23 protein-coding genes are annotated in these 21,490 nt (G+C 64.8%); 8 read left to right on the top strand and 15 right to left on the bottom strand.

Annotation, left to right across the window (positions count from 1 at the left end; genetic code table 11):
• From ACTHLF_RS00775 to ACTHLF_RS00765, 3 genes are all read left to right on the top strand, one after another.
• The coding region (locus tag ACTHLF_RS00775) for a CheR family methyltransferase (protein WP_440323966.1) at positions 1 to 805 on the top strand (805 nt) is incomplete at its 5' end.
• Complete coding sequence (locus ACTHLF_RS00770) at positions 802 to 1,371, top strand: chemotaxis protein CheB (protein WP_440323965.1); 570 nt, start codon at positions 802 to 804, stop codon at positions 1,369 to 1,371. The genes ACTHLF_RS00775 and ACTHLF_RS00770, both read left to right, overlap by 4 nt.
• Positions 1,368 to 2,357 (top strand): diguanylate cyclase domain-containing protein, encoded by a 990-nt coding sequence (locus ACTHLF_RS00765; RefSeq protein WP_440323963.1) that lies wholly within the window; start codon positions 1,368 to 1,370, stop codon positions 2,355 to 2,357. The genes ACTHLF_RS00770 and ACTHLF_RS00765 overlap by 4 nt, the downstream gene beginning before the upstream one ends.
• On the opposite strand, the gene ACTHLF_RS00760 is transcribed toward ACTHLF_RS00765, so the two are convergent.
• Positions 2,350 to 3,228: a LysR substrate-binding domain-containing protein gene (locus ACTHLF_RS00760; RefSeq protein WP_440323961.1), complete on the bottom strand. Its 879-nt coding sequence runs from the start codon at positions 3,226 to 3,228 to the stop codon at positions 2,350 to 2,352. The genes ACTHLF_RS00765 and ACTHLF_RS00760 overlap by 8 nt on opposite strands.
• Positions 3,229 to 3,322: 94 nt before the next feature.
• Between ACTHLF_RS00760 and ACTHLF_RS00755 the strand changes: the two genes are divergently transcribed.
• The 3 genes from ACTHLF_RS00755 (at position 3,323) to ACTHLF_RS00745 (ending at position 5,951) form a co-directional block, all read left to right on the top strand.
• Positions 3,323 to 4,336, top strand: coding sequence for a YeiH family protein (locus tag ACTHLF_RS00755; protein ID WP_440323959.1), 1,014 nt, complete (start codon positions 3,323 to 3,325; stop codon positions 4,334 to 4,336).
• A 107-nt stretch (positions 4,337 to 4,443) separates the two neighbouring features.
• On the top strand, positions 4,444 to 4,719 hold the full coding sequence (locus ACTHLF_RS00750; protein WP_440323958.1) for an acyl carrier protein: 276 nt from the start codon (positions 4,444 to 4,446) through the stop codon (positions 4,717 to 4,719).
• A gap of 5 nt (positions 4,720 to 4,724) precedes the next feature.
• Complete coding sequence (locus ACTHLF_RS00745; RefSeq protein ID WP_440323956.1) at positions 4,725 to 5,951, top strand: beta-ketoacyl-[acyl-carrier-protein] synthase family protein; 1,227 nt, start codon at positions 4,725 to 4,727, stop codon at positions 5,949 to 5,951.
• Here the strand turns inward: ACTHLF_RS00745 and ACTHLF_RS00740 are convergent.
• The 4 genes from ACTHLF_RS00740 to ACTHLF_RS00725 are packed head-to-tail and all read right to left on the bottom strand — an operon-like array spanning position 5,938 to position 9,974.
• Positions 5,938 to 6,801, bottom strand: a complete 864-nt coding sequence (locus ACTHLF_RS00740; RefSeq protein ID WP_440323955.1) for a hypothetical protein — start codon at positions 6,799 to 6,801, stop codon at positions 5,938 to 5,940. The genes ACTHLF_RS00745 and ACTHLF_RS00740 overlap by 14 nt on opposite strands.
• Positions 6,776 to 7,840 carry a GNAT family N-acetyltransferase gene (locus ACTHLF_RS00735; RefSeq protein ID WP_440323954.1) on the bottom strand — a complete coding sequence of 355 codons (1,065 nt, stop codon included), beginning with the start codon at positions 7,838 to 7,840 and terminating at the stop codon, positions 6,776 to 6,778. Before ACTHLF_RS00735 ends, ACTHLF_RS00740 begins: the two co-directional genes overlap by 26 nt.
• Before the next feature lie 17 nt (positions 7,841 to 7,857).
• A complete protein-coding gene (locus ACTHLF_RS00730) occupies positions 7,858 to 9,261 on the bottom strand; it encodes an aspartate aminotransferase family protein (RefSeq protein ID WP_440323953.1) in 1,404 nt (467 codons plus the stop codon).
• A complete protein-coding gene (locus ACTHLF_RS00725) occupies positions 9,258 to 9,974 on the bottom strand; it encodes an MtnX-like HAD-IB family phosphatase (protein ID WP_440323951.1) in 717 nt (238 codons plus the stop codon). The genes ACTHLF_RS00730 and ACTHLF_RS00725 overlap by 4 nt, the downstream gene beginning before the upstream one ends.
• Positions 9,975 to 10,106: 132 nt before the next feature.
• On the opposite strand from ACTHLF_RS00725, the gene ACTHLF_RS00720 reads away from it, so the two are divergent.
• On the top strand, positions 10,107 to 10,871 hold the full coding sequence (locus tag ACTHLF_RS00720; RefSeq protein ID WP_440323950.1) for a MipA/OmpV family protein: 765 nt from the start codon (positions 10,107 to 10,109) through the stop codon (positions 10,869 to 10,871).
• A 7-nt stretch (positions 10,872 to 10,878) separates the two neighbouring features.
• Here ACTHLF_RS00720 and ACTHLF_RS00715 read toward each other — a convergent pair whose 3' ends face one another.
• Complete coding sequence (locus ACTHLF_RS00715) at positions 10,879 to 11,658, bottom strand: lysostaphin resistance A-like protein (RefSeq protein ID WP_440323948.1); 780 nt, start codon at positions 11,656 to 11,658, stop codon at positions 10,879 to 10,881.
• Positions 11,659 to 11,736: 78 nt separating this feature from the next.
• A complete protein-coding gene (locus tag ACTHLF_RS00710) occupies positions 11,737 to 13,326 on the bottom strand; it encodes a phospholipase effector Tle1 domain-containing protein (RefSeq protein WP_440323969.1) in 1,590 nt (529 codons plus the stop codon).
• Between ACTHLF_RS00710 and ACTHLF_RS00705 the strand changes: the two genes are divergently transcribed.
• Positions 13,261 to 13,767 (top strand): hypothetical protein, encoded by a 507-nt coding sequence (locus tag ACTHLF_RS00705; protein ID WP_440323971.1) that lies wholly within the window; start codon positions 13,261 to 13,263, stop codon positions 13,765 to 13,767. The genes ACTHLF_RS00710 and ACTHLF_RS00705 overlap by 66 nt on opposite strands.
• Positions 13,768 to 14,099: 332 nt before the next feature.
• Here the strand turns inward: ACTHLF_RS00705 and ACTHLF_RS00700 are convergent, their stop codons facing one another.
• From ACTHLF_RS00700 to ACTHLF_RS00665, 8 genes are all read right to left on the bottom strand, one after another.
• Complete coding sequence (locus ACTHLF_RS00700) at positions 14,100 to 14,669, bottom strand: XVIPCD domain-containing protein (RefSeq protein ID WP_440323946.1); 570 nt, start codon at positions 14,667 to 14,669, stop codon at positions 14,100 to 14,102.
• 89 nt (positions 14,670 to 14,758) lie between these two features.
• Positions 14,759 to 16,459 (bottom strand): type IV secretory system conjugative DNA transfer family protein, encoded by a 1,701-nt coding sequence (locus tag ACTHLF_RS00695; RefSeq protein WP_440323944.1) that lies wholly within the window; start codon positions 16,457 to 16,459, stop codon positions 14,759 to 14,761.
• A gap of 169 nt (positions 16,460 to 16,628) precedes the next feature.
• Positions 16,629 to 16,943: a non-heme iron oxygenase ferredoxin subunit gene (locus ACTHLF_RS00690; protein ID WP_440323942.1), complete on the bottom strand. Its 315-nt coding sequence runs from the start codon at positions 16,941 to 16,943 to the stop codon at positions 16,629 to 16,631.
• On the bottom strand, positions 16,940 to 17,473 hold the full coding sequence (locus ACTHLF_RS00685) for a GNAT family N-acetyltransferase (RefSeq protein WP_440323940.1): 534 nt from the start codon (positions 17,471 to 17,473) through the stop codon (positions 16,940 to 16,942). Before ACTHLF_RS00685 ends, ACTHLF_RS00690 begins: the two co-directional genes overlap by 4 nt.
• Before the next feature lie 98 nt (positions 17,474 to 17,571).
• A complete protein-coding gene (locus tag ACTHLF_RS00680) occupies positions 17,572 to 18,819 on the bottom strand; it encodes an aminotransferase class V-fold PLP-dependent enzyme (RefSeq protein ID WP_440323938.1) in 1,248 nt (415 codons plus the stop codon).
• Between the two features lie 15 nt (positions 18,820 to 18,834).
• Positions 18,835 to 20,160, bottom strand: a complete 1,326-nt coding sequence (gene sufD, locus ACTHLF_RS00675) for a Fe-S cluster assembly protein SufD (protein ID WP_440323936.1) — start codon at positions 20,158 to 20,160, stop codon at positions 18,835 to 18,837.
• Entirely contained in the window at positions 20,157 to 20,948 is a 792-nt protein-coding gene (gene sufC, locus ACTHLF_RS00670) for a Fe-S cluster assembly ATPase SufC (protein WP_440323968.1), read from the bottom strand. Before sufC ends, sufD begins: the two co-directional genes overlap by 4 nt.
• A 14-nt stretch (positions 20,949 to 20,962) precedes the next feature.
• The gene (locus ACTHLF_RS00665; RefSeq protein WP_440323935.1) at positions 20,963 to 21,370 is read right to left on the bottom strand and encodes an ACT domain-containing protein; all 408 of its coding nucleotides are present in this window, start codon (positions 21,368 to 21,370) and stop codon (positions 20,963 to 20,965) included.
• Between the last annotated feature and the right edge of the window lie 120 nt (positions 21,371 to 21,490).

Below are 21,490 nucleotides of genomic sequence, written 5' to 3'. Positions count from 1 at the left end.
CCGCGCCATGCAGCGCGCGCACGGCTACGACTTCAGCGAGTACGCGCCCGCTTCACTGAAGCGGCGCGTGCAGCAACTCGTGCGCACGCATGATGCGGGCACCATCAGTGAGTTGAACCGGCGCCTGCTGCACGAGGATGGTTTCGTCACCCGGGTCATCGAAGGCCTTTCCGTGCCCGTGTCGGAGATGTTCCGCGACCCGCCGGTGTTCCGTGCGCTGCGTGACAAGGTCCTGCCGATACTCGCCTCGTATCCGGAGATCAACATCTGGCAGGCCGGCTGCGCGCATGGCCAGGAAGTCTATTCGCTGGCCATCCTCCTCGAGGAGGCCGGCCTTTACGACCGCACGCGGATCTACGCCACCGACTTCAACGACGCCGCATTGCAGGCGGCCGCGGAGGGCATCTATGCCACCCGCGATGCGCGCGACTGGTCGCGCAACTACATCGAAGCCGGTGGACTGAAGTCCTTCAGCGACTACTACAGTGCGCGCTACGACTTCATCAAGCTCGACCAGCGCCTGCGCCGCAACGTCACCTTCTTCAACCACAACCTGGTCACCGACGAGGTGTTCTGCGAGGCACACCTCATCCTGTGCCGCAACGTGCTCATCTATTTCAACAACGCCTTGCAGGACCGCACGCTGGCCCTGTTCCGCGACAGCCTGGTCCGCGGTGGCTTCCTTTGCCTCGGGACGCGCGAGAACATCGACTTCTCGCCGGCGGCCAGCAGCTTCATCGATATCGATGCCGGGCTGCGGATCTACCAGGCGGGCGGTACCACCGCGAGGCCACTGGCGCGATGAAGCCGCGTACCGCCATTGCCATGGGCTGTAGCGCGGGCGGCCTCGCCGCCTTGCAGCACGTGCTGCCGCGGCTCGACAAGCGGCTGACCGTGCCCGTGGTCGTTTGCTGCCACACGGGCTCGGCGGATGTTTCGCTGCTGGTGGAACTGCTCGCCCGCGTCTCCGCCCTGCCCGTCGTGGAGGCCGCGGAGCGCGCGCCGGCGGACCCGGGCGTGGTGCACGTGGCACCCAGCGGCTACCACCTGCTGGTGGAACCGAACGCGCATTTTTCGCTTAGCGTGGATGCGCGGGTAACCTATGCAAGGCCATCGATCGACGTGCTGTTCGAAACAGCCGCCGGTGCATGGCAAGACGGCCTCGTGGCCGTGCTGATGACCGGCGCCAATTCGGATGGCGCCAACGGCCTGAAGGCCGTAAGGCACGCGGGTGGCTACGCGGTGGTCGAGGACCCGGCAACAGCGGTATCCGATGCCATGCCGCGGGCAGGACTCGATATCGCGGGCGCCGACGCCTGCCTGCCACTCGACCAGATCGCGCAAAGACTCAACGAACTGTGCATGCCATGACCCCGATCCGCCCCAAGATCCTTGTCGTCGACGACACGCCGGCCAACCTTGTCGCCATGCGCCGCCTGCTGGCCCGCGCGGACGCCGATATCTTCGAGGCCGCGAATGGCAACGATGCCCTCGCGCTCTGCCTCGACCACCAGTTCGCCCTGGTCCTGCTCGACGTGAACATGCCGGGGATGGATGGCTTCGAAGTCGCCGAGCTGATCGGCGAGACAGAACACCTGCGCGAGACCCCCATCATCTTCGTCACGGCCGCCTACGCCGACGATATCAACCGGATGAAGGGTTATACGGCGGGCGCCGTGGATTACATCGCCAAGCCGATCAACGACGCCATCCTGCAATCGAAGGTGAAGATCTTCCTCGAGCTGTACCGGGCGCGCGCGTTGCTGCAGCATGCGCTCGATGAGCTCTCCGTGCGCAACCAGCAGCTCACCAGCGAGGTCGCCGAGCGCACCCGCATGGAACAGCTGGTTCGCCACCAGGCGACGCACGATGCGCTCACCGGCCTGCCCAACCGCGTGTTGTTCCGCGAACGGCTCGAAGCCGCGCTGGCCGCGGCAAATACGGGCGGCGCGCCCTTCGCCCTTGCCTATATCGATATCGACGGGTTCAAGGGCGTGAACGATGGCCACGGCCATGCCGCCGGCGACGAACTGCTGAAGGCGATCGCGGCGCGCATCGATGCGCGCACGCGGGGTACCGATACGGTAGCCCGCCTCGGCGGTGACGAGTTCGCGGTGCTCCTGCACGACACCGGTGACGGCAGCGCGGCGCTGGCCCGCTGCCAGTCGCTGTGCGATACCGTCGCCGAACCTTACACGCTGAACGTCGCGGACCTGCGTATCCCGGCGAAAATCGGCGCGAGCATCGGCGTCACGCTGTTCCAGCCGGGCGACGCGTACGACCGGCTCGTCTCGACCGCGGACGAGGCCATGTACGAGGCCAAGCGTGGCGGCAAGAACCGCTGCGTCCTCAGGTAAGGGTCGCCAGGAACGCTTCCAGCACCGCGCCGCGGTATCGCTGACGGTGTAGCAGCACCGACAGCGTACGGCGCAGGTCGAGGAACGGCGTCGGCAACACCACCATGCGCCCTGTCGCCACGGCGTCCACCACGGCCACCTCCGGCAGGCACGCGATGCCCAGGCCGGCGATCACCGCCTGCTTGATGGCCTCGGACTGGTCCAGCTCCAGCACGGTCCGGCCTTCCGGAAGCTCGGCCAGCGCGCGTTCGCTGAGGGCGCGCGTGGCCGAACCACGCTCACGAAGCACCCAGCGTTCGCCCGCGAAGTCTTCGCGTTTCAGCCGCTTCTTGCCCGCGAGGGCGTGCCCGGGGCGTGCGCAGACGACCAGGCGATCTTCGCGCCACGGCCGTGCTTCGAGCGCGGGATGCGTGACTGGCCCCTCGACGCAACCGATGTCCACGTCGTGATCCAGTACCCCGCGGGCGATGCGGTCCGTGTTGGCTACCGTAAGGCGCAAGGCCACCGCGGCGTGCGTATCGACGAACGGACCGACGAGGTCGCCGACGAGGTAATTGCCCACGGTGTTGCTCGCGCCTACGCGTAGTTCGCCGGCGAGGCCCGTGACCGCGCCTGAAGCGCGGCGGGCGAATTCCGCATGGCGCTCGACCAGTTCACGCGCTAGCGGTAGCAGGCTGCGGCCGCGGTCGTTGAGGCGTAGGCGGCCACGCTCCCGGTCGAACAGCGGCTCGCCGATCAGGCGCTCCAGCTCACCCAGCGCCATGGACGCTGCCGGCTGGCTGAGGTGGAGGCGCTCGCTGGCGGCGCGCACGCTACCGGTGGTGGCGATGTCGACGAAGACTTCGAGCTGGCGCGGGCTGAAGGCGTGCATAAGCGAACCTTATGTGTCTGATCATCTATTTTCAATATGCTTATGGGATGGCTGGCGGGACAATATCGGCGTCCCAAGTGAAAAGGCTCCGCCCGTGTCCGCCGTTACCGCCGCACCCCAACCCGAATCCCGCCTCCCCGGCCTCGCCCTCGCCCTCGCTGTCGCAGCCGTCGCGTTCGGTCTGGGCCGCCTCATGCCCCTGGTTGGCGGTGCCGTCTGCGGCATCGTCCTCGGCATCCTCTTGCGGCACTTCGCGGCACCCTCGGCCCGCTTCCAGCCGGGCATCCGTTTCGCCGGCAAGCAGATCCTGCAGTGGTCGATCATCGCGCTCGGTTTCGGCCTGAGCCTCAACCAGGTCGCGAAGACGGGCCTCGAGTCACTTTCTGTCACGCTCGCCACCGTGGCGGCTGCCGGGCTCACCGCCTGGATACTCGGCCGCGTTTTGCGTGTGCACGACAAGCTGCAGGTGCTGATCGGGATAGGGACCGCCATCTGTGGTGGCTCAGCCATCGCCGCGGTCGTGCCTATCATCAAGCCGGACGACCACGACACGGCGTTCGCCATCAGCACGATCTTCCTGTTCAACCTCGTTGCCGTGCTGCTCTTCCCACTGCTTGGCCATGCCATTGGCCTCTCCGACCTCGGCTTCGGCCTGTGGGCGGGTACGGCGATCAACGACACCTCGTCGGTGGTCGCAGCCGGCTACAGCTACAGCCACGCCGCAGGCGATTACGCGACCATCGTGAAGCTCACCCGCGCCACGCTGATCATTCCGATCAGCCTCGCCATCGCTTTCATCGTGGCGTGGAAGCAGAAGCGCGGCGGCGCCGGCGACTTCAGTCTCGCGAAGATTTTTCCCTGGTTCATCCTGTGGTTCCTGGTCGCCTCGGGTGTGCGTACCGCCGGTCTGGTACCGGAGTCGATCGTCCCGGTGATTCATTTCATCGCCGAGTGCCTGATCATCGTCGCGCTCACGGCCATCGGCCTCTCCGCCGACCTGCGCCGCATGGCGAAGACCGGCCCGCGGCCCATCCTGCTCGGCCTTGGTACGTGGGCTGCCGTCGCGCTGGTCAGTCTCCTTGTGCAGCATCTGATCGGGCGTTGGTAAACGGTAGGCTGCGAAAGCCACGCCAAAGGCATCCGGCGTAGCGTGATCGTCGCGGGCCCGCGGGGCTGCCATTCGGCGGCCGGGGCCATTGCGAGCCGGAGGTCACCATGAACGCTGATGTCGCTTCGCAGGTGCTCGATATTGTCGCGAAACAGAGTGGGAAGGACCGCTCGGTTGTCACGCCCGAGGCGACCCTCAAGGACCTTGAGGTGGATTCGCTCGAAGCGATCGAGACGGTTTTCGAGATCGAGGAAGCCTTCAAGATCCAGCTCGCTGACGACCAGAACCGTGATGGCAGCGAGACCCTGAAGTCTCTTATCGAAGCCGTGCAGGCCGCCATCGATCGGCGCGACCACGAAGCGGGGACGGCGCACGCGGCCTGAACATCATGCGTCCGCCGGAGCAACGGGTCGTCATTACGGGCATGGGCGCCATCAGTGCCCTCGGGCACGATGCTCCTTCCCACTGGAATGCCCTGCGCGATGGCCGTTCCGGCATCGGCCCCCTCCAGCTCCCGGGCGCAGGCGAACTGCGCGTGCGGATCGCGGCGCAAGTCCACGGCTTCGATCCCGCAGCGCATTTTGAGGAACGGGACCTTGCACTCCTCGACCGCGTCTCCCAGTTCGCCCTGCTCACCGCGAGCGAAGCGGTCGTGCAATCGGGCTGGAGCCCGGCGGATACGTCGCCGGACCGCATTGCCGTGATCGTCGGGACCGGGACGGGAGGGGAAACGAGCCGCGACGAGGAAAGCCGCAAGCTGTATGCGGAGGGTGCCGCGCGCATTCACCCGTTCAGTATCGTGCGCGCCATGTCCAGCGCGCCGGCGAGCCACATCGCGCATGCACACGGTGCTACCGGTCCCGTCTTCGCGGTAAGCAGCGCCTGCGCCTCGTCCAACCATGCCATCGCCCAGGCGGCGCTGTTGATTCGCGCGGGCGTGGTCGACGTCGCGATCGCCGGCGGTAGCGAAGCCTGCCTGTCTTACAGCGTGCTGAAGGCCTGGGAAGCCATGCGCGTGCTCGCGGACGACACCTGCCGCCCCTTCTGTCGCCAGCGACACGGGCTCGTGCTCGGCGAGGGCGCAGGTATGTTCGTGCTCGAATCCCTTGCCCATGCCAGCGCACGTGGCGCTACGCCGATCGCCGAACTTTCCGGGGCAGGCATGAGTTCCGATGCCGGCGATATCGTCGCGCCATCCGCGAAAGGGGCGGCCGCGGCGATGCGCATGGCACTCGCGGAGTCTGGCCTGCCGCCGGAGCAGATCGACCACATCAACGCCCACGGCACGGGCACCGCCGCCAACGACGCGACGGAGACGCGGGCGATTCGTGACGTATTCGCGGCGCATGCCGACCGTATCGCGGTGACATCGACCAAATCGATGCATGGGCATGCCCTGGGTGCCGCGGGCGCGCTTGAACTAGTGGCGACGCTTTGCGCGATACGCGATGCGACGGTGCCGCCCACCGCAAACTTCGTTGACCGTGACGAGGCTTGCAACCTTGATGTCGTCACGGGGTCGGCCCGGGGGATGCCGATCCGCGCCGCGCTGTCCAACTCATTCGCTTTCGGCGGCCTGAACGCGGTACTCGCGCTGGCGGCTATGCCCGGATGAGATTCATCAGGCGAAGATTCAACGCGTGCTGCTGCTCCTGCCAGCCGCGCAGGCGTAGCGGATCAATGTCGGGTTGATCGTCCATGGCGCTGAGCCGCCGCTTCCACCACGTCTTGTAGGTGTATCGCGAGATATCGCCCGTGATATCGCTGGCGAGGATGCGGCCGCGCAGGCTGTGGATGATCGCCGCGCCGCCGTCTTCGCTCAGGGTGCCCTGGTCCCAGTTGGTCGTCGCCACCTCGGGTGCATAGGCGTCCTTGTCGATCGAGAGGTACACCGGCTGCCCGGCGCGCGTCTGGGACGAGACAAAGGCGTCCACCATCGCATCGCTACTGCTGAACGAGCGGAACGCATCGCCCACACCGAGCCTGTTAGCCCAGCCCGTATCCACGCCATTCGACCAGTACGTGAGCTTGCCGTTCTTCAGCGGGGCAAGGTAGTTCTCCCAGGCATGGCCCTTGCCGATATCCTGCGAGGTAATACCGACAACGTGGACATGGCTGACCCGTGGCAGCGCGGCCACCCGACGCACCCATGAGCCGCAGTGCACGCCGAACGGGAAGCGCATGTTGTCAGGATGATTGTCGAGCACCACGACCTGGAACGCCTGCTCGCCACGGACGCGAGCGACCAGCGGCCAGGTGAGGTGATGGAAGTCACCGCTACCCAGGAACACCGTGCCATGCTGGCGGGGCAACGAGGCGTCGAGCGTCAGGCCGAGGCGTCGAAGCTTGCCCAGCGAGCAGCCGAAGCGCACGCCCTCTTCGTGCTCCCGCAGTGGCAGCACCAGACGGTCCGGCAGCTCACCGACCGACCCGTCGAGGTCAAGGACGATGGGTTGCGAGGTCATCGGATGCCCAGTGGTTATCGGGTTCGAAGTGATGGATAAGGCGCGACGCGATCGCTCGGAGAAACGGATTACGGATGTAGACGGCATGTCTCGTCATGTGGAAGCGCGCCCCCAGGCTCCGCTTCACCTCGGGGTCGGTCCACCCGGCGACATAGTGGGTCAGCCCCCGCGCAAGCGCGTACTCGAGGTTGACGAACCAGCTGACGAAGTACAGGTCCAGCTCACGCGCCGCCGGATAGGCGAAGCCGATGTACTTGTCGACCAGCTTCCCGCCGTGCTCGTAGCAGAGGTTCCAGCCGATGAGCCGGCCATCATGCCGGTAAGTAAATACCACCCCGCCAGGCTCACGCAGGGTGGCCGCGAAAAAGTCGCGGGAAAGCTTGTCGAAGTGCACGTCGCTCTGGGCGTACACGTTCTCGAAGAGGGTATAGAAGGCGTCGACCGTCGCGTCGTCGGCGAAGGCGTCGCCCGTCGGTACGCGCGCGACTTCCAGCTGCTGACGCGAGCGCAGTTTGCGCCGGAGATTCTTCCGCCGGGACGAGGAAAGCCGAGAGAGGTAATCGTCGACGGAAGAGAAATCGATCGGTACGTACGCCAGGGCCTGGCCCTCGACGATCAGGTAGCCCTTCGCTCGCGCGGCATCGACGAAGCGCGCCGTCCAGCCACGTTCGGCGACGGAGGTCAGCGGCGAGTCGACGGCCAGGTCCTTCACGATCAGCAGCGGATGCGTGCGGCCCTGTCCATTGGCGAGGTCCGCGGCAACCTCCACCGGATCACTCGCCTTGTTGAACAGTGAATACTCGGAGACCGTGGTCCCGGCAAAGCAGGCGCGCACCGTGAGCGCGCGCCTGACCAGTGCCTGTAGCGGAAGCCTTGCGACACGCTGGCGCAGCGCATCGTCGGCGGTCGTCAGCAGATCGAAATCGGCCGCGAAAAGCGGAGCACCATCCACCGCACGGAGGGGTGAGAATCCCTGCGGCGGATGGCGCTCAAAATGCTTGAGCAGGGCATCCGGCTCAAGCTGGTTCACGAAGGCCATCGCAGACCAACCCGGTGTCAGCCGCGCTTGGCCAGCGTAAGCAGCTGGTCAAGCAGCGCGATGGCGAGGTCGATTTCGTCGTGGCTGATGTCGAGCGACGGGGCGAACGTGATCACGTTCTTGTACCAGCCGCCAACATCGAGCACGAGACCGATCTTCTTGCCTTCGTGAGTCAGGCCGCCGGCCAGGCCGATGTCGACCATGCGGTCGAGCAGCGCCTTGTTCGGCGTGAAACCATCCTCGGTGCAGATCTCGGCGCGCAGGGCGAGGCCCAGGCCGTCCACGTCACCGATTTCCTTGTGGCGCTTCTGCAGGTCACGCAGGCCCTCCAGGAAGTGCTTGCCCTTCTCCGCCACGCGGGTTTCGTAATCGAGTTCGTAACCCATCTGGATCACTTCCAGGCCGAGGGCGGTGCCCAGCGGATTGGAATTGAACGTCGAGTGGGTCGAGCCCGGCGGGAAGATGGTGGGATTGATCAGCTCCTCGCGAGCCCAGATACCCGACAGCGGATTCAGGCCGTTGGTGAGCGCCTTGCCGAACACGAGGACGTCCGGGGTCACGCCGAAGTGCTCGATCGACCAGAGCTTGCCGGTGCGCCAGAAGCCCATCTGGATCTCATCGACGACCATGAGGATGCCGTACTTGTCGAGCACCTTCTTAAGGTCGATGAAGAAGTTCTTCGGGGGAATGACGTAGCCACCCGTGCCCTGGATCGGCTCGACGTAGAACGCGGCGTACTCGGCTTCGCCGACCTTCGGATCCCACACGCCGTTGTATTCGGTTTCGAACAGGCGCTCGAACTGACGCACGCAGGCGTCGGAGTATTCTTCCGGCGTCATGCCCTTCGGGCGGCGGAACGGATACGGGAACGGGATGAACTGCGCGCGCTCGCCGAAGTGGCCGAAGCGGCGACGGTAGCGGTAGCTGGACGTGATGGACGACGCGCCAAGCGTGCGGCCGTGGTAGCCACCTTCGAAAGCGAACATCAGGCTCTTGCCGCCGCGGGCGTTGCGCACCAGCTTCAGCGAATCTTCCACCGCCTGCGCACCGCCGACGTTGAAGTGGACGCGACCATCCAGACCGAACTTCTGCTTCGCATCCACCGCAATGGTCTTGGCGAGCTCGATCTTGCCCTGGTGCAGGTACTGGCTGGCCACCTGCGGCAGCAGGTCGATCTGCGCCTTGAGGCGGTCGTTGAGGCGCGGGTTGCCGTAACCGAAGTTCACGGCCGAATACCACATCTGCAGGTCGAGGAACGGGATGTTCTCGCTGTCGTAGATGTAGCTGCCTTCCGCATGGCGGAAGATCTTCGGCGGATCGACGTAATGGACGGTATCGCCGAACGAGCAGTACTTCGCTTCGTCGGCAAGCAGGGCTTCGTCATCGATGACGACGGCGGGATTGCGCGTAAGGATGTTCATGCAGGCAGGTCCACGATGTTCGGCACGGAAGTGGGCAGGACGGTCTTCGGCGGCAGGCGGCCGTCGAGCAGGTCCGGAAGCAGCGCCAGGGCTTCATCGAAGCTGGCGATCGGCGCATAGGGGATGCCGGCGGCGCGGCAGTGTTCAATCAGGCGGTTCTTGGCGAACACAAAGTCCACGCGGTCAGCCGCGCAGAAGTCGGAAGCACCGTCGCCGATTAGCAGGGTCTTTCCGCCGCGCGCACGGGCCACCTCGACACGCGCGCACTTGCAGGTACCGCTGCGGCAGCCATCGGCGCTGAACGGCGACGTCAGGTTCCATGCACGCGGGGCCGCCTGGCGCAGGTGGTTGGCGACGGTGGGCAGGCTGTCGATGCCGTGGTTCGCCAGGATGGCGTGGATCGCGTGATCCAGGCCGTCGCTCACGATCTCCAGCGGAATGCCAAGGTCGATCGTCGCCTTCACGAAGGCGGCAAAGCCGTGGTCGATGTGCAGGCTATCGAGGTGCGTCGCCAGTTCGTCTTTGCTCATGTCGAGCAGTGCTACCTGCCCGGCCATGCACACGGCGGATCCGATACGCCCTTCGCGCCAGTCGCGCTCCAGCACTTCCCAACCCGGGCGGCCGTAACGGTCGAGCAGCGAATCGATGACGTCCTCGACGGCGATGGTGCCGTCGAAGTCGCACAGGATGTTCCAGTCAGGCGATGTAAGCACGAGCTAAGCAGCCGTTTGTCAGGATGCTGCGAAGGCTAGGGGCAGATCCTTTCGAGCCCCTTTCCCTTTTACGAAAGCATTTTGTAAGGACTTTTCGGCATGCTCATGTCTTCGCCCTGTCATATTGCCCGCATGCGCCGCACGTGCTTCACCCTGCTTTCCGCGCTCGTGTTGATACCCGCCGCGCATGCCGATGACGACGCGCCGACCTATGCGTTCGGCGCGGGTGTGCAACGCATGCCAGGCTGGCCTGGCTCGAAACACACACGCAACCAGCCGGTGCCTTACATCGATATCGAGCTACCCGGGGTCGGGGAACTATCGACGACCGACGGCCTCACCATCGATCTGATCCACGGCGAACACTGGCACGGCGGCCTGTACGGCAACTGGCTCTGGGGCCGCACGCACAACGAACTGGGCCCACAGCTGGGCGGCAAGGTCGCCTCGCTGTCACCGCGTTGGCAGGGTGGCGGCTATCTCGAATACGCGTTCGACAAGAAGTTCAGCGTGGGCGGCCACGTCGCGCATGATACGAACGGTGCGGGCGCCTACGCGGCCCTGTATGCCGACTGGCAGCTGCCGGATGTCTGGTACATCCAGCACTCCCTGGAGTTTCAGGTCGAAGGGATGAACGGCGCGGGTATGTCACGCTTTTTCGGCGTGACCCCGACCGAGGCGCAGGCGATCGGCACCGCTCCGTACCAGCCGGGCGCGGGCTGGCACTCCGCGAATCTCGAGTACGATGCGTTCGTGCCGACCTCGCAGCACACCGGCTTTGCCGTGGCTGTGTCGTATGCGCGGCTCTATGGCAATGCGGCGGATAGTCCGCTCGTACGCGACTTCGGTTCGCGTCGCCAGGTGACCACGACCCTGGCCTTCGTCGTCCACTTCTGACCCGGCGTCAGGCCGGATCGGGGTGCAGGTCGTCGCCTTCGATATTGGCGGGGATCGCGAACAGCATGCCGAGCATCACGACGTGGGCCGCGGCCGAGAGCAACGGCGACCACTGCGGCATCGCGTTGTCGTAAGGCAGCACCGTGTCGATCAGCTGGTTGGCGAGGTTCCAGCCCCAGTGAAGGCCAACCGCGAGCCAGAGGTTGCCCGTGCGAACCACGGCCGTGGCGTAAGCCAGGCCGTAGCAGAACAGCATGATCCATTCGCCCGGACCTGCACCGAGGCGGTAGACGTGGTTCAAGAGGTACACCACGGCGGAAATCACCACGAACACCCGCGGTGACCAGGTAATGCGCGTGGCGCGGTAAAAGAAGCCGCGGGTGAGGATGTCTTCGGCGATGGACGGCACGAAGGTGATGGCGAGCGCCATGGGGAGTGTCGAGACGAACGACATGACGGCAGCCGCCGCCGTCTCCGGTGGCCGTGCCAGGAAGACGCCGAGCCCCATCCCTACGCACACCGAGACGTACTTCAGCAGCAGGGAGAGGACCAGGCCACCGCACAGCAATAGTGGTGTGCTGCGACGCCACTCGAGCGCATACGCGTCATAGCCCTTGAAGCCAAGCCAGCGCCCGAGCGGCCAGGCCACGGCGAGCATGGCCACCAGGAAGATGCCGCTCACCAGCAGGCTATGGAAAACATGCCCGCCCAGGCCCTCTGCCGCATGGTAGAGGACGAGCAACACAATGAACGCGATGACGACGCGCTTGCGGTCGACGGCAGGCATGGATTCCCCGGTAAGGATGGCGCGAGGCACAGCTTAGGGCCTTGAGGCCCTTGGGCGCCATAGGCCTGGCCCGCAGAATCAGCGGGACATCGACATCCCCTGCTCCTGCTGCTGGGCCATGCGCATCTGCTGATCCTGCTGGACCTGGTCCATCTGCTGGTTCGCCACCTGCAGGTCACGGGAGGCCGTCTCGACTGGCGTCTGGAACGCCTCCAGCGCATCGAGCTTGCCCCACTTCGTCCGCGGATCGTCCACGTCACCGCGGAACGCCTGGTAGAGGTGCACCTCCGGCAACAGGTTGCCCTGCTTGTCCTGACCGAGGGAGAGGTGGCTCACGTCGCTCATGCCGCATTGCTTTGCCGTGGCTACCGAGCAGTGGGCCAGGCGGTCCATTTGCTGGGGGCTTAGGGTGATGCCCTCCTCCTTGTGGACGGTGGTGAGCTGGCCGTGGATGGAGTTGTAGAGGTGGTGGTCGCGGTGGGTTGGGTGGGCTGGGCTGGTTGGGAGGGGCATAGCCGGCTCGGACTCCGGCCCCGGTTCCCGAGAGAACTCTATCTGCGTGGCCGGCGCCCGCAGACCGTTACGGGTCTCCTGAAAGTGGTCAGCCCAAGAAGCATCTGGCGCCAGCTCTCGCTTTGAGATCAACGCGCGCGTTTCTTCGATGTCGGACGGCAGGCGAGGTTGATCTTCTGGCGCTTGTTCCATTGCAATCTCCCGCCCAATGAGGTCGAGCGGAGTCTGGCCAACGGAAACCGGGTGCGCTGGGCCCAAGCGAGCGATCAATGATTCGTCCGCGGGGTCAGGTGGTGCGCATTCCTCAACCGGCCGGCAATGCGTTGGGAAACGCTCTGCACCGCGTGTGTCGCGCTCCCCCAGTCGGTCCTCGGCACCTGTGGTGTAGATGAAGGAATGCTGCTCCGACTTGTGGCCATCGTACTCCCAGATGTTTTCGCGCAGGTCGGGGCGCTGCAAGAAAGGATCCTCGACCTGTGCGTTGAGGAAATCCACCCCGAGCGCCAAGCTGGCACGAGGCAACCCGTCCATGTGATAGCTGCCGCCGACATCTGAATGAGCGCCGGGAACGGTTATCCCAAGGAAGCGCCCATCGTCGGACATGCCCTGCCTGATCAGCGTCGACGAAGGAAACTGCGATCGACGCTCATCACGGGCAACGATTTGAACGCCGGAAATCACCGACGAGGCTAACCGCCGATCGTACACATGCGGAACTCCCGTACCCACAGGATCAAACAACATCACCGACTGCGGAATCTTTCCCGGGGGTGTTAGCTGATGACGACCGTTAGCATCCTCGTAGGCAAGCCCCCGCTCGTGAACCATTCGAGCCAGGGAGGCGGCCTGTTCCGCGCCGCGACTGAACCCCGTAATCACAACCCTGATATCCGACGCGGGATTCTCCACCATCCATTTGCGCGCCTGGTCAACAACCATGTCATACATTTCCCGCACGCGCCGGTCATGGGAGTACCCCAAGCCACCATCGAGACCACGAAAGAGCGTCTTCTCTTGGGTACCAGGCCCTCTCAGATATCGGCTTTGCACCCTGGGGTCGCCAGAAGATGCGGCATCCCGATGGATGGCATGAACATTCGTCCTGTGTTCTGGATCGCCGTCCGCGTCATTTCCAGTCCCGTCGAAGTTCGCCATGAAAAGGCGCTCATTCGGTGCGCCACGATGCAGCATCGTCGGAACGCTAAATCGAGCAAGCAAATCCCGTCCAACATCATAGAGCGAGAGATCACTCCGGAAAGTCGCCGTCGTATCAACCCCGTCCAACACCCTACCGAAACCATCCTTCCTGTGCCGCTCCACCATCTCATAACTTCCTTATCGTCAGTATTCTTTGCTAAACGCCAAAACGACATCCTCACGAACCATGCTCAGCCGGTCACCCGGAACCTGCTCTCGGTTCAGGACCAATGTCGTTCTCATATAGACACGGATGGTCCGATCGTCCACGACCAAGATCAGGACTGGCATCCTGTGAATTCGGAAGATTTCTTCATCCAACGCCCGGTGGAGAAATCTCTGACTCTTGAATATCGAGCCAATATCAATAGCGGCTTCGTGCCCCACACCGTCGGATGACTTCCACGAAACGATGGCAGCCGCCGGAAAGTTATCTATGCCTATGTGCAATCCCTTGTCGTTTGAAAGTACGTCTCGTCTCAGCGGCGGCAGCAGAATGCTATCGCTCTCATTGCGTTGATAGATCCCCGCATACTCGATACGGCATCCAAAAGTTCTTCCACATGCGGTGGCGATCGCATGCTCTTTGAAATGCGTCCTGCCATCTCGAGCGACCAACGAATCGGACACAGGTAGACATGCCGTCAAAAAAACGCACGCGAACAAGCCTAAGAATGCGCAGCCACGTATCGAACCCATTCGTCGACTACGCCATCTAGCCGCGTCGAAGTTCATTCCACGGCACCACCAGCCTGAGGATCCACATCCTGGCGCGAGCGCCGATCGTGAAACCTATCGATGGTCATGCCGTTATCGACCCATCGAATCATGTGAATCAGCCAGTTGTGCTTCATGCCAAGACCGGTCACTACGGCAATGGCACGTTTTTGCTCGCTATCTCCGGTTACCGCGCTAGCACGACCGGTCATGGTGATAAGTCGATCGACCCATGGAACATCGTCAGGCCACGATTCGACGCTGTCGACGCGATCAAGATGTGTATACGTAGCGCACCAAAAGGCCGCTAGCGCGACACGTTCGGCATCTTCGCCAGTCATCTTCCGACCATCGCGCGCCATGACATCAGCAATACCGCGCCGGATTTGCTCGTACATATCGTGCTTTGGATGACAATGATCTTGTGGACCATGAATGAGCGGATCATCACCACATGCTCCGCCGGGTCCACGACGCTCGTAGATAGTCCCTAGCTCCTTTAGCCGTTCAATCGTGAGCCCTTCTTGGTCAGGCAGTGACTTAAGACTCGCTGCGGAAACCGCGATGTACTCTTTGGGCGTCATCGGATCCTTGATCGTCGGATCTGCGCAACCCATTAGAATCGTCCACGCAAAGGCGGTCGATATAGCTGCACAGAGTCTGTTTGGCCTTTTCACAATGCTCCCTTCGGGGCCTTCACGCCCTTCACCTTCAACATCTCAACCTCCACCTTCGGTTTCAGCCGCCTGGTGAAGTACTTATCCTGGTAGTAGCGGATCTTGTCCGCCATCACCGGATGGGGGATGCCTTCGTAGAAGAACACCTGCTTGTCGGCGCCCATGGCCTTGAGTTCCTGGGGCAACATCAGGGCACGGCGTTCTTCGTGGTGGCTGATGCTCACGTCGTGTCCGCGGGTGATGTTCTTCTGGCGGACCGTGGTGTAGCCGAGCATCTCGGAGTAGTCGTTGGCGTCGCGCTGTTCGCGCGGGGTGTAGACGATCTGCAGGGCGTGGTTGGTGACGAAGCTGCGCGCGATGTCGGGGCCGTAGACAGCATCGAGCTGGGAGAGGCTCTGGATGATCGGCAGCAGGCGCAGGTTGTAGCCGGCGATGAAGGAGACGGCATTCGCGAGGATGTCGACGCGGCCGAGCGCGGTGAACTCATCCATGAGCAGCAGGCACTGATGCTTCAGCGTCGCGTCGTGCATCGGCAGTTCGCGGGTGTTGAGCTTCACCAGCTGGCTGAAGAACATATTGATGATGATCCGGCTCTCGGCCAGCTTGTTCGGCTGGATGCCGATGTAGATGGTCATCTTCTTGCGGCGGACATCGGTGAGCAGGAAGTCGTTGCCGCTAGTCGCCGCGTCGAGCACCGGGTTGAGGAACATGTTCAGCGGCTCGCGGAACGTGCCCATGATCGAGGCGAACGTGTCGTCGGCTTGCGAGAGCAGGTTGCTGAAGGCGTTCTGCGTTGTGTCGCTGACGAAGCTTTCGCGCGCCAGACCCTGCAGGTAGCTCTTCAGGTCGTCGCCATCGCCAGTCGAAATGCGGAAGACCTCGCCAAGGGTCGGCTCGCGCGGAGTCTGCAGGCGGCTGCCCTCCCCGGCCGCGTCGCGCCGCTCGAACAGGTACATCGTGAACGCGACGAAGGCGTTGCGGGCCTGGCTGACCCAGAAGCCCTGTTCGCCACCGCCGTCGGGATACAGCGTCTCGGCGAGCGACATGAGGTCGGAGACGCGGAACGAGCCGTCCGAGACGTAGTGAAGCGGGTTCCAGCGCGCCGTGCGTAGGTCTTCCGCGAAGGGGTTAAACAGGTAGACCGCCTGCCCCTGCGCCTTGCGCCAGCCGCTGGTGAGGTCGAAGTTCTCCTGCTTGATGTCGAGGACGACAACGGAGCCTTCGTAGCTCAGCAGGTTCGGGACGACGATGCCCACGCCCTTGCCGCTGCGTGTCGGCGCAGCGAGGATCGCGAACTGCTGGCCCGACATGTAGACCAGGCGGCGGCCGCGGCGACCGACGATCAGGGCCGTCGGCGAAGGCTTGAACATGCGGTGGCGCGCGAGGTCACGGTTCGACGCGAAACGTGCGCTGCCGTGCCGCGCCATCTTCGACGAACGGAACGTGAGGGCCAGCGCCGCGCCTGCAATGAGCAGCGGTACACCGGCGCCCAGGCCGCCGGCCAGCCAGATCCGCCACGCAATCGGCTGGTAGGCCGGCTCATCCAGATGCCGGTAGTAGCCCCACCACGCCATCCACCAGCGCGGCCCGGAATCCACGCCGAGCAACCGGTCCGTCAGGTACGCCGCCAGCCAGGGGACCCACGCGGCGGCACCCACGACGATCGCCGCAGCGATCGCAACCTTCCATGTACGCATGACACTTCATCCACTCGAATCGAAGAACGATTCTTTGCCACGGATCAGGTGTCATTCAACAAGGCCATTCGCAACCCTATGTAGTACTTGAGCTTATAGGCGCGCAAGGTCTTCCTGACAAACCGCGTCAGGGAATTCGCGACTCAGAGATGCCTCAAACCGCCCGCGCTCAGCGGTCGTCGCGCGTCCAGATGAAGCCGTCGGCTTCCTGCACGGGAAAGACCGCCACGGGCTCGTAGGCCGGCGGGCAGGTCACGTCACCGTTGCGCAGGTCGAACCGTGCGCCGTGGCGAACGCATTCCACCTCGAAGCCGTGCACCGGGCCACCGGCCAGTTCACCGCCATCGTGGGTGCAGACATCCTCGATAGCGTAGAGATCGCCATCGATGTTGTAGACCGCAATGGCCGTATCGCCGTCCCAGGCCACCTTGAACTCGCCAGGCAGCAGCTCGCTGCGGGTGCCGACCTTGACCCAGCCGTTCACGCCCGGAGTTCCTTCACGAGGTACTCGAAACGCAGGTCGTCGCGCTGCGGCAAGCCGAAGCGCTCATCGCCATACGGGAAGGGCTTCGTACGGCCGGTGCGGGCGTAACCGCGGCGCTCATACCAGGCGATGAGCTCGTCGCGGATATCGATCACGGTCATCTCGACCCGCGTGCACGCCCATTCCTCGACAGCGATGCGCTCGACTTCCTCGATCACCAGGCGGCCGATGCCGGTGCCCTGGAACGGGGGGTGCACGGAGAACATGCCGAAGTAGCAGATCTCGCCCTGGCGCTCGATGTAGCACGAGGCTGCGACCAGGCCGTCCCGCTCGAACAGCACGAAGCGTCCGTTTGGTCCGGTGAGGAGCTCTTCGATCTCGGTGACGTCCGTGCGGCGGCCGTGGAGGAAATCGGCCTCGGTGGTCCAGCCGGCGCGGCTGGCGTCACCGCGGTAGGCGGATTCGACCAGGCTGGCGATAACGGCGGCATCCGCCTGGGTGGCGGTGCGGAAGGTGTGTTTCGGGGTCATGGGCGCATTTTAGGCGCGGGACCGGTATCGGGCGCATGCGCGCTCCCACACGGCAACGGCCGCCTGTGGTAGCGGGCTTGCGCGCGATTGGCGGGCCGTCAGAGCAGGAGCTTGCGGACCCGGCCCACGGCGTCGATGAACTGGTCGACCTCGGCGCGGGTGTTGTAGAACGCCAGCGAGGCCCGCAGCGTCGCGGGGACGCCGAAACACTGCATCAGCGGGTGCGCGCAATGGTGTCCGGAGCGCACGGCGACGCCCTGCAGGTCCAGCAGGGTCGCCATGTCATTGGCATGGGCGCCTTCGAGCAGGAACGAGATGACCGGTTCCTTCTCCTTCGCCTGGCCAAAGATACGGACGCCCGGGAGTGCGGCGATCGCCTCGGTCGCGTATGCAAGCAGGTCCTGCTCATGCGCCTTCAGGCGGTCGAACCCGATGCCTTCGAGGTAATCGATCGCGGCCGACATGCCAGCGAAGCCAGCGATGTTGGGCGTGCCCGCCTCGAAGCGGTGCGGCGGGTCGGCGAACACGGTGCCTTCGAACCGCACCTCCCGGATCATCTCGCCACCGCCGAAGAACGGCGGCATTGCCATGAGGTGCTCGCGCTTCGCCCACAGCGCGCCGGTGCCCGTGGGCGCCAGCATCTTGTGGCCGGTGATGGCGTAGAAGTCGCAACCGAGCGCCTGGACATCCACCTTGCGGTGCGGGGCGGCCTGCGACCCATCCACGAGCAACGGGATGCCGCGCTTGCGGCATTCACGGGCAATCTCGCGCACCGGGTTCACCGTGCCGGTCACGTTGGATACGTGGCCCACGCAGGCGAGCTTCACTTCCGGCGTAAGGAGCTTGAAGTACTCCTCGAGGATCAGCTCGCCCTTCTCATCGATGGGCGCCGCCTTCACCGTGGCGCCGGTGCGCTCGGCGACGAGCTGCCACGGCACGATGTTGGCGTGGTGTTCCATTACGGTGGTGACGATCGCGTCGCCCGGCTTCAGGCGCGGCAGCGCATAGCTGTACGCCACCATGTTGATCGCCTGGGTCGTACCCGAGGTGAGGATCACTTCATCGCGCGAAGGTGCATTGATGAAGCGCGCCAGCGCGTCACGCGCACCCTCGTAAGCCGCCGTCGCCTCTTCGCCCAGCGTATGCACCGCACGCGCCACGTTGGCGTTGTGCTCGCGGTAGTGGCGATCGACCGCCTCGATGACCGACACTGGCTTCTGCGAGGTGTTCGCGCTGTCGAAGTAGATCAGCGGCTTGCCGTGCACCGTCCGCGAAAGCAGCGGGAAATCGGCGCGGATGCGCTCTACGTCGAGCGGGAGGGGGGCGGTCTCGGCCCTGGCATTCATGGCTTGGCTCCGGACTTAATCGTTGGCGGTGCTGGTCGGCAGGTGGGCGACCAGCAGCTCGCCCAGGTGCTCGCGCAAGGCTTCGTTCGGCAGCGACTCGAGCGCGGCGCGGCAGAAAGCCAGGGTAAGGAGGCTGCGCGCCTCCACCAGCGGGATACCACGCGAACGCAGGTAGAACAGCGAGCGCTCGTCGAGCTGGCCGATCGTGGCGCCGTGGGCAGCCTTCACTTCGTCAGCGTAGATCTCGAGTTCCGGCTTGGTGTCGATCTCGGCCGAACCCGAGAGCAGCAGGTTCTTGTTGCTCAGCGACGCATCGGTACCGTCGGCGCCTTCGGCCACCACGATGGCGCCGCGGAAGACACCGCGCGAGCGACCATCTGCAATGCCGCGCCAGAGCGCTTCGGAGGCGGTGTCACGCGCCTTGTGGTGCACTTCCAGCTGCGTATCCACGTGCTGGCGGCCCGCCAGCGCAAACACGCCACGCGTATCGAAGCGCGCGCGGTCACCGAGGACCTCGGCCGTGAGTTCGTGGCGAACCAGGGCGCCGCCCAGCTCCAGCGCATGCACGGTGACGTGCGCCTCGGCATCCAGGCGGACGTTGCCCCGACGCACGAGGGTCGTGGCCGGGGATGCATCCTGCAGGATCACGAGGCCCAGCTTCGCACCTTCGCGTGCGACGTAATCCGCGACGACGGTGCCGAGCTGCACGGCATCGCCGGCGGCAACGAAGTGTTCGACGACATCGAGCGAGGCGCCCTTCCCCACCTCCACCAGCACGCGTGCGTGCCATGCCGTGTCCGGCTGGAGGCCGCTGGTGACGTGGACGATGTGGACGGGCTTCGTCGCCGCCACGCCGTCGGCCACGCGCAGCACCACGCCGTCGCTGGCGAGCGCGGCGTTGAGGTGGGCGAACGCATCGGCGGCGCCGCGGCGGTAACGGTTGGCCAGGGCGAAACGCAAAGGCTCCGCATGGGAGGCAAGCGCCCCGCCGAGCGGAAGAAGCTCGACGCCGCTACCGGCATCCAGCGAAGAAAGACCCGTGCGGTACACGCCATCCACGAAGACCGCCCGCGCGCCATCGACGCCCGGCAAGGCGAACGACGCAGGCGCGATATCCGCCGACGCGGCCACACCGGCATCGGCCAACGCGAAGGCGCGCTGCGAGAGCGCACGCAGCGGCGTGTACTTCCAGGCTTCGTTACGCCCTTCCGGCAAGCCGGTTTCGGCGAACGCCTCGAGGTTTTCGCGGCGCGCGGCGTCGAGCCAGGCGATGCCCGTGTCGGGCACGCCGGCGGCGGCATCCAGCGCCGCCCGCACGAACGGCGACGGCGCGCTGGTCATGCCGGCTCCCCGGCAAGGTCGGCCTTGCGCAGGTGCGGGTGTTTGTCGGCGAGCCACGCATAGCCCTCGGCTTCGAGCTTCAGGGCGAGGCTCTTGTCGCCGCTTTCGACGATGCGGCCGCCGGCCAGCACGTGGACGAAATCGGGCTCGATGTAGTCAAGCAGGCGCTGGTAGTGGGTCACGACGATGAACGAACGCTCCGCGGAGCGCAGCGCGTTCACGCCCTCGGCCACCTGCTTCAGCGCATCGATATCGAGGCCGGAATCGGTTTCGTCGAGGATGGCGAGCTTCGGCTCGAGCACGGCCATCTGGAAGATCTCGTTGCGCTTCTTCTCGCCACCGGAGAAGCCTTCGTTGACCGCGCGGTGCAGCAGCTCGTCGGAGATCTGCATGATCTTCAGCTTCTCGCGCACCAGCTTCAGGAAGCGCATGGAATCCAGCTCGTCCTCGCCACGGAACTTCCGCTGCGCGTTGAGCGCGGCACGCAGGAAGTAGGTGTTGTTAACGCCAGGGATCTCGACCGGATACTGGAAGGCGAGGAACAGGCCGACCGCGGCGCGCTCTTCCGGCTCCAGCGAAAACAGGTCACGGCCGTCGAAGGTCACCGAGCCTTCGGTCACCTCGTAGCCATCGCGCCCGGAGAGCACGTTGCCGAGCGTGGATTTACCCGCGCCGTTCGGGCCCATGATGGCGTGCACTTCGCCCGGGTTCACCGTGAGCGAAAGGCCTTTCAGGATCTCCTTGCCTTCGACGCGGGCATGGAGGTTTTCGATCTTGAGCATGTGCATGGCGGTGCTGTCCATCAGGGCGTCAGGTGCGAGAGCGCATCGAGCGCTTCGTCGCGGCGGTCCCACGGCACGAAGATGTGATCGTGCAGGAACGCGGAAACGGGGTTGCAGGGAATACCGCACCGGGCGAGCGCGGCGGAAACGGCGGCCATCATGCCGACAGCGGTCAGGCTGGACTGCACGCGCAGGGTGATGCATGCCCACAGCATGCGATCGCCACTGCGGTCGTCCTCGGTCACGTCGACGATGAGCGTGGTGCCCTCGTCCTCGCGGAACATCATCAGCGCATCGGCCATGCGCTCGCGGGCACGATCGTGCGACACGTGGATGAAGCGCTTCGGTACCGGATCGACGGCCGGATCCAGCGCGGCGAGCAACGCGCGCAGGTCGGTCGGGGCCGGGGCGGAGCCAACGATACCCATCGCTTAGCCCACCGCCCCTTCGAGCGAGACTTCGAGCAGCTTCTTGGCTTCCACGGCGAACTCCATCGGCAGCTCGCGGAACACCTGCTTGCAGAAGCCGTCAACGATCATCGACACGGC

This window comes from Luteibacter sp., assembly GCF_051958795.1.
Taxonomy (GTDB): Bacteria; Pseudomonadota; Gammaproteobacteria; order Xanthomonadales; family Rhodanobacteraceae; genus Luteibacter.
Note: the sequence above shows the minus strand (reverse complement) of the source record. Positions and strands in the feature narration are given on the sequence as shown.